This is a genomic window from Belliella pelovolcani (genome assembly GCF_900156785.1).
GTDB lineage: Bacteria > Bacteroidota > Bacteroidia > Cytophagales > Cyclobacteriaceae > Belliella > Belliella pelovolcani.
The window spans coordinates 178,800-192,024 of the sequence record NZ_FTOP01000005.1 but is presented as its reverse complement, the minus strand read 5'-3'; the positions used below and the strand labels follow the sequence as shown (position 1 = coordinate 192,024).

Below are 13,225 nucleotides of genomic sequence, written 5' to 3'. Positions count from 1 at the left end.
AACCCATTAATTGTAAAGATAAGAGGGAAAAAGTTTGATTTTCAGTCGATTTGCCCTAGCAATTGATTTCTACTTCTTCTTAAGAGTTGAATTCCTTGCGATCAAAGTGGTATCCAAAATGAAGGATTGAGGATCATCAGAGGCAATTTCATCCAACTGATCTAAAAGATGGTTGGCTGCTATTTTACCCATTTCATAGCCCGGTTGTACAACCGTGGTCAGCGAGGGCTCTACGACGGAAGACGTCGGATTATTAGTAAAACCAGCCAATGCGATATCTTCTGGAATTCTGACCCCATGCTCCTTGAGCACCAGCATCACGTCTATGGCCAATGGATCAATCATAGCAAATATGGCATCTGCTCTATCGGCTTCTTCTAATATTTGCTTGGCTATTTGTTTATTTGTCTCTTCCTTGAGATCGGATATGTAAACCCTACTCTCCGCCTCAGTTATCCCAAACTCCACCAAAGCTTTGAGATAACCTTCTTTTCTTTTTTTGCTAATATATAGATCTTGAGGACCTGAAATGAAGGCTACTTTCTTACAACCTTGCTCCAATAAATGCTTGGTCACTTGATAGGCTCCATTGGCATCATCTACAGTGACTCTAGAAACAGGGATTTCTTCAGTCACACGATCAAACATGATAAAAGGAATACCTCTATCATATAGGTCTTGTAAATGCTGGTAATTTTTTGTCTCCCTGCTCAATGAAATCAAAAGACCATCCACCTGTGAGGCAACCAAGATTTTGATGTTGGAAATTTCCTGTACATAAGACTCGTTTGATTGACAAATCATGACATTATACCCACGCTTGTAAGCTGTGTCTTGAATGCCTGAGATATTGCTAGAGAAAAAATGTGAAGTCAACTCCGGTACAATCACTCCAAGCACTTTACTTCTACTGATCCGCAGGGACTGAGCCAATAGATTGGGTTGATAGTTCATGCTTTTGGCCATTTCTACCACTTTGAGCTTGGTCTCAGGATGTAGCTCTGGTGAATCTTTCAAAGCACGGGAAACTGTAGAAACTGACAATCCCAGCTTCTTTGCAATCTCCTTCATGGTCACTTGATGGCCTCTTTTCATAAACTTGTTGTTAGTGCTCTATTCTTGATAAATTGTGAAAAGTACTGTCTGTCCCACAGCCTTCAATGTACGTGGGTCAATGATATCCATATTATCATCATGGGTATGATGATAGCGCCCAAAACCTGTCTGAGGTGAAAATTCAATGATGTCAATCATAGGAATCTTTGCATCTCTATTCACAAAGTAGTGATCATCTGTGATTTCTCCAGCATCTTTCAAAATAAAATGATCAGAAAAGCCCAACTCAATCCCATAGTTCCATACCTTATTGACAATGTTTTTGGCATAATACATCGAATATCCCTCTCGGTAAAATCTGGCTCCTTTGGCTCCCACCATATCCAACAAAATACCAAAATAAGCATTATAGCCTTTTTCGTGTGGGTTTTTGGACCAGTACTGTGATCCATGACACCACCAAACTTGAGTATTATTTCTACTGTATGCAGTCTCTGGTTCACCATCATCTTCTCCATCGAAAAGAATAAAATCCACACCTACATCAGGCTTCAATTCAGAAGTAGCAATAATTCTAGCCAATTCTAAAGCTACCCCTACACCAGAGCCTCCGTCATTAGCCCCATCTATTGGCTCGTCTATGCGCTCAGTATCCTTGTCAGCTATTCTCCTCGTATCCCAATGCGCAGAAATCATAATTCTTTTCTTTGCTTCTGGCTTGTAGGAGGCTATGATGTTAGTCAGATCCCAAGTCAAGCCGTCGTAGGTCTTCGCTTGAAAATCCTGTCTCTGCACAGTCAAACCAAACTCCTCAAACTTGTCAATAATCCAATCTCTAGTCAAGCTATGACCCTCCGTCATCGGAACACGAGGACCAAAATCAACTTGCTGCTGGATAAATGCATAAGCAGAGTCCGCATTGAATTCAGGCACAGACTTATAAGTAATATCAGTTACTTGCTCAGAGGAATTCCCAGAGTCACAAGATGCGGCAGCGCAGATCAAAAAAACTATGATCAATAATTTATTCTTCATAAGCCCAATCAATTTTGTCTTTCATATCCTTGACAATTATTCCTAGTCCTTTGAGTGAATTCCTAATCTCATCCACTTTATTGTAATCTCGCGCCAACTTTGCTTCAGCATAAAGCTTCAACAATACATCCAAAAGTCCTTCCTGGTGATCTGGTTTCTCTTCTTCCAAGCCTAGGATTTCCTCCACGAAAGTAACAAAGGTCTCGATCATCTTTTCAAACACTTCTTGACCAAACTGAGCAGCTTTGAGTTGTCCCGTATAAATTGAGTTTATTTTTTTCAAGAGGTTGAATAAATGCCCTATCGCTTGTGCCGTATTGAAATCATCATCCATAGCTCGGTATGCATTGGTAATGATCTGCTCCACCTGTTGAATTTGCTTTTCATCAAGTACTTCAGTCACATCTGATACAAATTCTAGTTTTTTGGCAATCTTGAGTCCATTGATGATTTTCTTGTAGCCCTTCTGAGCAGCTTTCAAGGCATCATTGGAGAAGTCCAAAGTGGATCTGTAATGTGCTGTCAGGATAAAATACCTGATGGTCATCGGACTGTAAGCCTGCTCTAACAAGCTGTGCTTCCCTGTGAATAACTCCTGAAGTGTTATGAAATTACCCAGCGACTTCCCCATCTTCTGGCCATTGATCGTGATCATATTGTTGTGCATCCAGTATTTGGCTGGATCCTGATGGTTGCAAGCATTTCCTTGGGCAATTTCACATTCATGGTGAGGAAACATCAAGTCCATCCCTCCACCGTGAATATCAAAATGCTTTCCAAGGTACTTAGAACTCATCGCGGTACATTCAAGGTGCCATCCAGGAAAGCCCATACCCCAAGGAGATTCCCACTTCATCAGATGCTCTGGAGCAGCATTTTTCCAAAGTGCAAAATCTACGGCATTCCTTTTCTCAGACTGTCCGTCTAATTCTCTGCTCCCAGACACTAACTCTTCTAATACCCTGCCCGATAGTTTCCCATACTGCTGAGTCTCGTTGTATTTCAACACATCAAAATAAACTGAACCATTGACTTCGTAAGCCAAACCTTCTTCCAGAATCCCCTGCACTAATGCTATCTGCTCTGGAATATGTCCCGTAGCTCTTGGCTCGATGCTCGGCTTGATGGTATTCAAGGCCTGCATATCTCTGTGGTAAGTATCCGTGTATTGCTGAGCTACTTCCATGGGCTCAAGCTGCTCAAGCTTGGCTTTTTTGGCGATTTTGTCTTCCCCTTCATCTGCGTCACCTTGCAAGTGCCCCACATCAGTGATATTCCTGACATATCGTACTTTATAACCTAAGTGACTCAAGTAGCGATAAACTGTATCAAATGTAATCGCAGGCCTTCCATGACCCAAATGTGCATCTCCATACACAGTAGGACCACATACATACATCCCTACAAAGGGCGCATTGATCGGTTCAAAAATTTCTTTCTGTCTGGAAAGGGTATTATATATTTTCAATTTAGAATGATGTGCCATAGTTTAAATATTAGTCATTGTGCAGATTTAAGCACTTAACATCACAAAGTAAAGGATAAGTTTGCAAATTAGCTTTTAGAATTTATGAAGTGAAAAAATTAAGGCGCAATAATGTAGATTTATTTTAAGCATAACTCAATAAGTAAATTAGTTATTTCATCTTTCGTAATATTATCAAGTTCACTTTTGTAATAAATGTGCGTAGCAAGCCTAAAGTATAAGAATTTGAGCAAAAAAGAGGCCTGTACATCAATTTGTCAGGCCTCTTTTTTTACATTTCATTTCTACTCAATCAATGCTTGAAGTGCCTCACACCTGTCATCACCATACTCATCCCATTTGCATCACAGAAGTCTATAGAATCTTGATCCTTGATAGATCCTCCAGGCTGAACCACCGCGGTAATGCCCTCTTTTGAAGCAATCTCTACACAGTCAGGAAAAGGGAAAAACGCATCCGAAGCCATTACAGCTCCTTTTAAGTCAAAACCAAAAGACTTTGCTTTTTCTATCGCTTGTCTCAAAGCATCAACCCTTGAAGTCTGTCCCACACCCGAAGCAAACAATTGATTGCTATTACTCAATATGATCGTATTAGATTTGGTATGCTTGCACACCTTGGCTGCAAAAACCAAAGCATCCATTTCCATCTCAGAAGGTGCAACTTTGGTGGCTACCTTAAAGTCCGCTTTTGATTCGGTTTGCAAATCCTTGTCTTGCTCAATGATGCCATTGAGCAAAGTTTTGATCTGCTTGGTACCAGGAAGATCCATTTTTTGCTTCAAGAGGATCCTGTTTTTCTTTCCCTTCAATAAATCTAGCGCATCGGCATCAAAAGATGGCGCTATCAATACTTCAAAGAACAGACTGTTCATCTCCTCAGCAGCAGCCAAATCTACGTTTTGATTGGTGACCAATACACCTCCAAATGCAGAAGTCGTATCTGCTTCAAAGGCCTTTTGGTATGCCTCCTTTACACTTGAAGCGATCGCTACTCCACAAGCATTGGTATGCTTCAAGATCGCAAATGCTGTCTCTCCTTTGAATTCAGCAATTAGGGCTACTGCTGCATCTACATCCACCAAATTATTGTACGAAAGCTCTTTCCCATTCAATTGATCAAAAAGCGCCTCAAGATCTCCGTAGAAATGAGCCGCCTGATGAGGGTTTTCACCATACCTCAAGGCCTTGGCTTTGTTTTCAGACACCTTCAATGCTGGGATATTTGCTGTCTGATTGAAGTAATTGAAAATATGGGTATCATAATTGGAAGATACTTGGAAGGCCTGTGCAGCAAAATATCTTCTATCTTCCAGGGTAGTCGCGCCATCTTGTGATTTCAACCTCTCCTCCAACTCTCCATATTGATCCTTGGATGCGATGATCACTACATCCTTGAAGTTCTTGGCTGCTGCCCTGATCAAGGAAATGCCCCCAATATCAATTTTCTCAATCACATCAGCCTCTGAAGCGCCAGATGCCACAGTCTCTTCAAATGGATACAAATCAACAATCACTAAATCAATCGCAGGGATATCAAATTCTCTAGCTTGTGAAATATCCCCTTCATGGTCTCTTCTATGAAGAATTCCACCAAAAATTTTTGGATGTAAAGTCTTTACTCTCCCTCCAAAGATAGAAGGATAACCAGTCAATTCCTCCACGGGAACAACTGCGGCTCCTTGCTCTTCAATAAACTGTTGGGTTCCACCTGTAGAGTAGATTGTTACGCCTTGCGCTTTGAGCTGAGCAATGATCGATTCGAGATTGTCCTTGTAAAAGACTGAAATTAAAGCTGATTGGATTTTTTTGGTAGCCATGTTTTTTTGTGACTGCCACGAGAGAAGCTAATACACCAAGGAACTAGCTGTCTTTCTGTGGCTATATTTTGGTGAATAATTTTTCAAGTTGCAAAGGTAGGAAAACCAAGGGATTAAAGCAGGCTTTCTATCACATTTGGGAAGTATTTATGCTCTAGTGAATGGACTTTTTGCGCAATTGCTTCAGGACTATCCGTCGAAGCTACTGCTACTGCGGCTTGAAAAATAATCTTGCCCTCGTCATAATTCTCGTTGACTAAGTGGATGGTGATGCCAGTTTCTTGATCTCCCGCATCTTTCACGGCCTGATGCACATGCATGCCATACATCCCCTTACCCCCATATTTAGGAAGCAAAGCAGGATGAATATTTACAATCCGCTCGGGAAAAGCTTGGATCAAATTGTCTGGAATCTTCAACAAAAATCCAGCAAGCACTACCAAATCGACATGCAGCACTTTAAGTTTTTCAGTCAAAACTCCTGCTGTCAAGTCAGATTTAGAAAAAGTAAAAGTAGGAACACCAAACTTGCTGGCTCTTCGTAGTACAAAAGCATCCGTTTTGTTTGAGGCTACCAAGACCACTCGGGCTTTGGCAGATCCTTTGAAGTACTCCATGATTTTCTCGGCATTGCTACCGCTTCCTGATGCAAGTATGGCTATATTCTTCAATTGAGGGGGCTGTTTATTTGAGAATCCAAAAATACTGATTTATTAAAAAGAATTTCAATGATAAGCCCTTGAATAGACAACCTTAGGTAAGTATTCTCTCGTTAAGTTAGCTGAAACTAATCCAAAAATATATGAGAAATATTCTGTTTTTATCCATTCTAGCGATTCTAATCAGCTCTTGTACCGTCGTTCGCCAAGGTGAAGTAGGTGTCAAACGAAAATTTGGTAAACTCAACGAAAATATCGCCGATGCAGGTCTAGTTGGCTTCAACCCATTTACAACAAGGGTAATAAAAGTTCCTATTCAAACAGTCAATCAAGAAGTCAAACTCAATCTCCCGAGCAAAGAGGGATTGACCATCGAATCTGAAATTTCCATTCTTTATAACATACAGAAAAATAAAGTACCATTCATCCTCGAAGACATAGGAGAAAACTACGAGCGAGTGTTGATCATGAATGTATTCCGATCTGCCGCAGCAGATGTCACCGCCCAATACATGGCCAAAGACATGCACTCTGGTATGCGAAGTAAGATCGAAAATGAAATCAAAGAACGTATGGACGAATCTCTACTAGAAAGAGGTTTTGTGATCGAAAGGGTACTGATGAAAAGCATCCAACTCCCGCTGGAATTGAGTCGTGCCATTGAGCGAAAGCTACAAGCTGAGCAAGAGGCACAACAAATGCAATATGTATTAGACAGGGAAAGACAGGAGGCTGAAAGAAGACGCATAGAAGCAGAAGGAACACGTAACGCCCAGATGATCTTGGCCGAAGGACTAGTGAGAGAAATCATCGAACTCAGAAGTATAGAGGCTTTCCGTGAACTAGCCAACTCACCCAATACCAAAATTATCATCACAGATGGAAAGACCCCTTATCTGATCAATTCTCAAAAGGATTAGGACATTTCTGATAGAACGCGGATGTCGCAGGTCTGACGGATAGCCACAGATTTAAAATCAATCTCTATCCGCGACCATCCGCCAAATACGCGTCATCCGTGTTCCATCCACGTAATTCCGATGCTTGGGACAGCTTCAGCGTTTTATTGCAACAAACCAATTAATCTCAATTCAGCACTACTTATCAATAAAATTAAAAAGAGTGAGAGTCCCTTTCTTTTTAAAATAGTTGTAAATTGAAACAAAAAAACTCATCATGCTCACTAAAACTCAGGTAAAAAAACAACTAGAGAACCTTCCAGAAGAATTTACTTTAGATGACCTAGTCGGTCAATTAATAATCATCCAAAAAATTGAAGCAGGGATTGATGACTCAAAAAATGAAAATGTCATTTCTGAAAATGATTTAGACAAGGAAATTGAAAAATGGTTTTAATCAACTATCCTAACAAAGTCAAAAATGTAAGCACTTAGCTAATTAATCTCCTTCCTTTTACCCCAAAACATCCGCGACCATCCGCCCAATCCGCGTCATCCGCGTTCTAACATCGTTCCATCAACTGAAAAAGCGTACTATAAAAGCCCCATGCTGATAATCCCCGTCAGCATCAGCAGCTTTGACAAAATACTCAACTGTGTAAAGTGCTCCTTGCGATCAGCAATGTAAATCTTATACATAAACAAAAAGAATAAGAAACTTAGCCCTCCAAAATAATAGAATAGGGAAGCATTGTTGATCTTGAAAGTGACCGTAAGAATAGCACAAACAAAAGCTACAGCGATCACAAAAATCACCCTTTTGGTATTCCGAAACCCAAGCACAATAGGTAATGTCTTACAACCATGCTTCCTATCTCCTTGCCTATCTTCTATATCCTTGATAATCTCACGAATCAAGTTGATAAAAAAAGCAAAAATCGCATAGGTCAACACAAGCAATTCTGATTGCTGATAGTAATACCCCACAATCCAAATCGCTACACCTGTCAATAATGCCACCACAAAATTGCCTATAAATGGCAAACGCTTCAGCTGATTGCTATAAAGCCAAAGTAGGAAAGCCGAAACAAAAGTAATCACTCCTACCCGAGGACTTACATACCAAGCAATCCCAATACCAGTGAAATTCAATACCGTGTGAAAAAAAATCACCATCCGTCGCTTCATACCCTTTCCGATAATCACTTCATTTGGCTTATTGATATAATCAATTTTTACATCATAGTAATCATTGATCATATAGCCAGAGGCGGTAATGATCACCGTAGACAAAACCAATAAATATAAATTGATATCCTGAAGCACAGGCAAACCCTGCCTACTTGTCTCTACCAAAAAATACGCGGTCATGAGTTGCGCAAAAGCAACAATGATCAAATTAGCCGGACGGCTGATTTTGAACAAACTCCAAAAAGAAAATGATTGCGCCATGTATGTGGTTGGATTACAACGTAAAAATAAGACAAGAATTTGGCATTGGAAGAAGGAAGGTGATTTTAGATTTCAGATTTCAGATTGTAGAATTTAAATGCATTAACCCCAATGGGGTTAAACTTTAAATAGCCCCGGGTCGCAACCCGGGGATTAATGATGATACAGGAGACAACAACCCCGAAGTGGGTTGAACTTCTTTAATCAATAGGAAAAGTGTCAAGTATTTTCAGGACGAGACATAGAATTTAGACTTTAGATTACTTTAGGTAGCATCGTAGAATTATAGATTTTGGCTTTGAATCATAAGCTTTCAGAAAAAGAAACAGCTCTAATAAACCGTAAGCTTAAGGGTACTTCGGAAGAATGCTATAATTCCATCTCAAATAAAAATCTAAAATCTTGAGCTTTGCAATTACTAATCTTCCACTCTTAAATTTTTCAATATTATAATCCCCCTACCTCTCCTCTGCCAAGGCTACCTTCAATTGGAAATAAGAGTATCGCTCACCAAAATGTTCTTTCAGAGGCTTGAGAAAATGTGAATCTTGGCGCCTATAGGCCAGTCGTATATTAAGGACATCATCCTTGGACAAAAATGCTTCTGCCTCTACTTGCTTTTTCTTCACCATATTGACCAAGTGCTCCTCCACGGTCTGAGGGGTCATCCCTCTTTCATTGGCGATTTGAAAGATGTTTCTTCCTTCCTTGAACAGTTTCAGTGTAATGGATTCCGAGGCCGAACTCCTCGCTGGCTTGACCCTGCTGGTTTGAATTTTTCTCTGAGGTGTCAACTTATGCTCAGCAGTATATGCTTTGATGACCTTCATAAAGTCATCTCCATAACTCTGCGCCTTGACATGACCCACCCCTGATATGGTCAAGAATGATGGCTCGTCCATTGGAAGATAGGTAGCCATTTCTAGCAGGGCATTATCTGCAAAAACCACGTAAGGAGGCACTCCGCTCTTCTGTGCTATGGCAAACCGCAAGGCTTTCAACTCATCCAGCAAGCCTTCATGATGTGCTTGTGGCTTATTGGACACCTCGGATAGAGACTCTTCCATAGGTAGCAGAATCTTCTCTTTGGATTTGAGCTTTTGCCAAGCAAATTCTGTCAACTTGAGCGTAGGAAACTGTGTACCAGCCTCAGCCAAGTATCCTTCTTGAATCAATTTATCGCAAAGGTTTTTCCAAAACGCCTCTGGTCTATCCTTGCCTATCCCATATACACTGAGTGCCTGATGCTCTTCAGTCAGCTTACTAGACTTTGAGCCACGGAGTACCAATAGTACATGGCCAATACCATAATTCTCTTTGAGTCTCACAATAGCCGAGAGCAACATCTGCGCTGGAATCGTCATATCCTGACGCTTGCCTTTCTGGAAGCAAATATCACAATTGCCACAATCCCCGGAATGGTTTTCCCCAAAATAGTTGAGCAAATACTTCCTTCTACAGACTCTGGTCTGACAGAAAGCTTTCATTTTCTCCAACTTGTCTTGCATCACATCGACAAACTGCTGATTTTCGGCTTGATCGAGCATTCTTCCCAATGTGATGGCATCCTGTGCCGAATAAAACAACAATGCATCACTGGGCAATCCATCACGACCTGCCCTGCCAGTCTCTTGGTAATAGCCTTCGATATTCTGAGGCATATTCATGTGAACCACAAAGCGAACATTGGACTTATCTATCCCCATTCCAAAAGCTATGGTAGCCACCATGATCTTGACTTCATCTTTGATAAAAAGCTCTTGATTTTTCTCCCGCTCTTCCCTGGGCAATCCAGCATGATAAGGCAATGCAGACAAACCTCTTGCTTGCAATTCGGCAGCAGTTTCCTCTACATTTTTCCTAGAAAGACAATAGATCACTCCTGAGTCTTTCTTATGAAAATCAAGAAACTCCAGTAATTTGCCCATCGCATCTCGCTTCGCGGTAACCCGATAAGTAATATTACTCCTATCAAAAGATGAAATAAACCACTGATACGATTTCAAACCCAATTTATCAGCGATATCCTTTCTCGTCAACTTGTCTGCTGTAGCTGTCAAGGCGATAAAGGGTATCTGAGGAAATGATTTTCTCAATTCGCCAATTTTCAAATACTCAGGCCGGAAATCATGACCCCACTGGGAAACGCAGTGGGCTTCATCGATGGCAACTAAGGATAAGTTCACCGTCTTCAAAAAATCGATCAAAGGATAATCCCCTCTATACAAGCGCTCAGGGGCAATGTATAATAGCTTGATTTTCCCCGATTCAATTTGGGAAGAAATAAATCGCTGTTCACTCTGACTTTGGGATGAATTGAGAAATGCAGCAGGAATACCATTCGCATTCAAGGCATCCACTTGATCCTTCATCAGGGAAATCAATGGAGAAATCACCAAAGTCAAGCCCTCGTACATCATCGCAGGCACCTGATAACATACAGATTTTCCTCCACCTGTTGGCATCAAGACGATGGTATCTTTCTTATTGAGTACCGAGTCAATGATAGCCTGCTGATTGCCCCTAAAGGCTGAGTAGCCGAAAAACTGCGTTAAAACCTCAGAAGGGTTGATGAAAGTGGTATTGTTCATGACTTATGATAAAAATGAAAACAAATTTAATAAATGATGCTCCCCAAACACAGTTAATCGACTTTTTAAGCAATTAAATTCTAACTACCGGGTCTTTGGAATGGTCCTTGCTCCTATTAAGCCGAAATATATTTTAAACTAAAACCAATAAATTGTTATGTCTTTAGAATTGAAAATCAAAGGAAACTGGAATGAGTTGAAAGGTAAATTGAAGGAAAGATATGGGGAATTGACCGATGATGATTTGGCTTATGCAGAAGGGCAAGAAGATCAATTACTCGGTAAAATCCAGCAAAAAACTGGTGCAGCCAAAGAAGAACTAACCAAAATGCTCTTTGGCAAAGAAAAAGAAGAAGAATCCGAAAAGGATCAGATAAAACAATAAAATAAGCCCAGTAAAACTGGGCCTATTTTTTTCCGACTGATGCATCAATTTCAATTCACAAAGCAACAAAGGAAAATCAAATCGAAAATCAAAAAAGCCTCTGTGTCCAACAACTTTAAAACTTTTCAACCTTCACGACCTTATAACTACACCCCCAAATCAAAATTTCAACCAACACCATAACCTCTCCTAAGCATATTTCCTTAAATTTGGATACAAATATAAACCCAAGAAAAAATGGCATATTATCATAGACTTGGAAATATCCCTCCAAAAAGGCACACACAATTCAGGCAGCCAGACGGTAGCCTCTACAAAGAAGAATTGGTCAGCTCGAAGGGTTTTTCAGGCATCTACTCCAATTTATACCATATCCACAATCCCAATAATGTTCAGAAGATCGGCAAACCCACTCCTTATGACTGGAAAATCGCCAAAGAACATGGGCTCAACCAAACCCATCTCAAGACAGCAGGTGTAAGCACTACTGGCAAAGACTATCTGAGCGCCAGAAAAATGCTGATGATGAACAATGATGTCATGATGGGCATTTGCTCTCCAGAACAAAGAAAGATGGATTACTTTTTCAAAAATGCTGATGGAGATGAGTTGCTTTACATCCACGATGGAGAAGGTGTGATGTATTCCCAATTTGGAAAACTGGAAGTGAGGCAGGGAGACTACATTGTGATTCCGAGAACTACTATTTATAGATTTGAATTCAAAGAAGAAGGCCCAATAAGACTCTTGGTCATAGAGTCCAAAGGCCCGATCGAGACTGTCAAAAGATACAGAAATGAAGTGGGACAGCTGCTAGAGCATTCTCCATATTGCGAGCGAGATATCCGCCCTCCCCACGAAATGTATACGGAGAGTGAGAAGGGAGAATACCTCGTTCAGATCAAAAAACAGGGCATGTTGCATCCCTATACTTATGGCCACAGCCCATTGGACATCGTAGGATGGGATGGATACCTTTATCCTTATGCCCTTTCGATACATGACTTCGAACCGATTACGGGAAGGATTCATCAGCCACCGCCAGTACATCAGACCTTCCAAGCTTGGGGATTTGTGATTTGTTCTTTTGTTCCTAGGTTGTTTGACTACCATCCATTGGCCATTCCAGCCCCATACAATCATAGCAATATAGACTCTGACGAGATCTTGTATTATGCAGAAGGTGAATTTATGAGTAGAAAAGGAATCGATAGAGGTTCATTTACACTTCACATGGGAGGATTACCACATGGGCCACATCCGGGCACCGTCGAAAAATCAATCGGAGCAAAAGCTACTGAAGAATTAGCCGTCATGCTAGATACCTTTAAACCCATGTTTGTCACCACCCAAGGTCTAGAATTCGTCGATCCAAATTACCCAATGAGCTGGACAGAGTAAAATTTCAACAATGCATTTGAGCCGATTAATTCTTTTAATCGGCTCAATTTTTTATGGGTATTTGAAAGGATTAGATAAGTTGTTCGAATTATCTTGAATTTTAGGAGAGTATCTAATTAGATCGAATAAAACAGGTTGGACTGGTTATTATTGATAATAAACAAACATCAACTCCGTATCTAATCCATATCAGATACATGTCAAATCCATACTTAATCTAGTAAAAATATGAGTACTAAAAGACTTAAGACTAGTGTAATACTTCAAGTATTCCCTAAAGATCCCATACAAGCTATAAAGCCTAATGGTATCGCATTACAATTGCAAAAATCATCTCCAACAAAAAACCGCTCATCCCTAAGGAAAAACGGTTTCTGATTATTTTCTTCACTTTGTTCTTGACTCTTTTCTCTTGATTCTTACGCTCTTCTCATTTACCACA

General features: G+C 40.5%; 11 protein-coding genes. 4 read left to right on the top strand and 7 right to left on the bottom strand.

Annotated features, from left to right (window positions below; translation table 11 throughout):
- Positions 1-69: 69 nt before the first annotated feature.
- The 5 genes from BW935_RS07865 to purN all read right to left on the bottom strand — a co-directional run bounded on the left by BW935_RS07865 (position 70) and on the right by purN (position 6,067).
- Entirely contained in the window at positions 70-1,095 is a 1,026-nt protein-coding gene (locus BW935_RS07865) for a LacI family DNA-binding transcriptional regulator (protein WP_076500300.1), read from the bottom strand.
- Between the two features lie 18 nt (positions 1,096-1,113).
- The gene (locus BW935_RS07860) at positions 1,114-2,091 is read right to left on the bottom strand and encodes a M28 family peptidase (protein ID WP_076500288.1); all 978 of its coding nucleotides are present in this window, start codon (positions 2,089-2,091) and stop codon (positions 1,114-1,116) included.
- Positions 2,081-3,577, bottom strand: a complete 1,497-nt coding sequence (gene cysS, locus BW935_RS07855; protein WP_076500286.1) for a cysteine--tRNA ligase — start codon at positions 3,575-3,577, stop codon at positions 2,081-2,083. Before cysS ends, BW935_RS07860 begins: the two co-directional genes overlap by 11 nt.
- Positions 3,578-3,869: 292 nt before the next feature.
- Entirely contained in the window at positions 3,870-5,396 is a 1,527-nt protein-coding gene (gene purH / locus BW935_RS07850) for a bifunctional phosphoribosylaminoimidazolecarboxamide formyltransferase/IMP cyclohydrolase (RefSeq protein ID WP_076500284.1), read from the bottom strand.
- A gap of 113 nt (positions 5,397-5,509) precedes the next feature.
- Entirely contained in the window at positions 5,510-6,067 is a 558-nt protein-coding gene (gene purN / locus BW935_RS07845) for a phosphoribosylglycinamide formyltransferase (protein ID WP_076500282.1), read from the bottom strand.
- A 131-nt stretch (positions 6,068-6,198) separates the two neighbouring features.
- On the opposite strand from purN, the gene BW935_RS07840 reads away from it, so the two are divergent.
- Together BW935_RS07840 and BW935_RS07835 are read left to right on the top strand one after the other, a co-directional pair.
- On the top strand, positions 6,199-6,975 hold the full coding sequence (locus BW935_RS07840; RefSeq protein ID WP_076500280.1) for a prohibitin family protein: 777 nt from the start codon (positions 6,199-6,201) through the stop codon (positions 6,973-6,975).
- A gap of 256 nt (positions 6,976-7,231) precedes the next feature.
- Positions 7,232-7,411 carry a hypothetical protein gene (locus tag BW935_RS07835; RefSeq protein WP_076500278.1) on the top strand — a complete coding sequence of 60 codons (180 nt, stop codon included), beginning with the start codon at positions 7,232-7,234 and terminating at the stop codon, positions 7,409-7,411.
- Positions 7,412-7,548: 137 nt separating this feature from the next.
- Here BW935_RS07835 and BW935_RS07830 read toward each other — a convergent pair whose 3' ends face one another.
- Positions 7,549-8,406 (bottom strand): geranylgeranylglycerol-phosphate geranylgeranyltransferase, encoded by an 858-nt coding sequence (locus tag BW935_RS07830; protein WP_076500276.1) that lies wholly within the window; start codon positions 8,404-8,406, stop codon positions 7,549-7,551.
- Positions 8,407-8,864: 458 nt separating this feature from the next.
- Positions 8,865-10,997: a DNA helicase RecQ gene (gene recQ / locus BW935_RS07825; protein ID WP_076500275.1), complete on the bottom strand. Its 2,133-nt coding sequence runs from the start codon at positions 10,995-10,997 to the stop codon at positions 8,865-8,867.
- Between the two features lie 157 nt (positions 10,998-11,154).
- Between recQ and BW935_RS07820 the strand changes: the two genes are divergently transcribed.
- The gene (locus BW935_RS07820) at positions 11,155-11,382 is read left to right on the top strand and encodes a CsbD family protein (protein ID WP_076500273.1); all 228 of its coding nucleotides are present in this window, start codon (positions 11,155-11,157) and stop codon (positions 11,380-11,382) included.
- A gap of 237 nt (positions 11,383-11,619) precedes the next feature.
- Positions 11,620-12,783, top strand: coding sequence for a homogentisate 1,2-dioxygenase (locus BW935_RS07815; RefSeq protein WP_076500271.1), 1,164 nt, complete (start codon positions 11,620-11,622; stop codon positions 12,781-12,783).
- Positions 12,784-13,225 lie beyond the last annotated feature (442 nt).

Coding starts and splice junctions, on each gene's coding strand:
- BW935_RS07865 (WP_076500300.1), bottom strand. CDS start 1,095: ATGAAAAGAGGCCATCAAGTGACCATGAAGGAGATTGCAAAGAAGCTG.
- BW935_RS07860 (WP_076500288.1), bottom strand. CDS start 2,091: ATGAAGAATAAATTATTGATCATAGTTTTTTTGATCTGCGCTGCCGCA.
- cysS (WP_076500286.1), bottom strand. CDS start 3,577: ATGGCACATCATTCTAAATTGAAAATATATAATACCCTTTCCAGACAG.
- purH (WP_076500284.1), bottom strand. CDS start 5,396: ATGGCTACCAAAAAAATCCAATCAGCTTTAATTTCAGTCTTTTACAAG.
- BW935_RS07840 (WP_076500280.1), top strand. CDS start 6,199: ATGAGAAATATTCTGTTTTTATCCATTCTAGCGATTCTAATCAGCTCT.
- BW935_RS07835 (WP_076500278.1), top strand. CDS start 7,232: ATGCTCACTAAAACTCAGGTAAAAAAACAACTAGAGAACCTTCCAGAA.
- BW935_RS07830 (WP_076500276.1), bottom strand. CDS start 8,406: ATGGCGCAATCATTTTCTTTTTGGAGTTTGTTCAAAATCAGCCGTCCG.
- recQ (WP_076500275.1), bottom strand. CDS start 10,997: ATGAACAATACCACTTTCATCAACCCTTCTGAGGTTTTAACGCAGTTT.
- BW935_RS07820 (WP_076500273.1), top strand. CDS start 11,155: ATGTCTTTAGAATTGAAAATCAAAGGAAACTGGAATGAGTTGAAAGGT.
- BW935_RS07815 (WP_076500271.1), top strand. CDS start 11,620: ATGGCATATTATCATAGACTTGGAAATATCCCTCCAAAAAGGCACACA.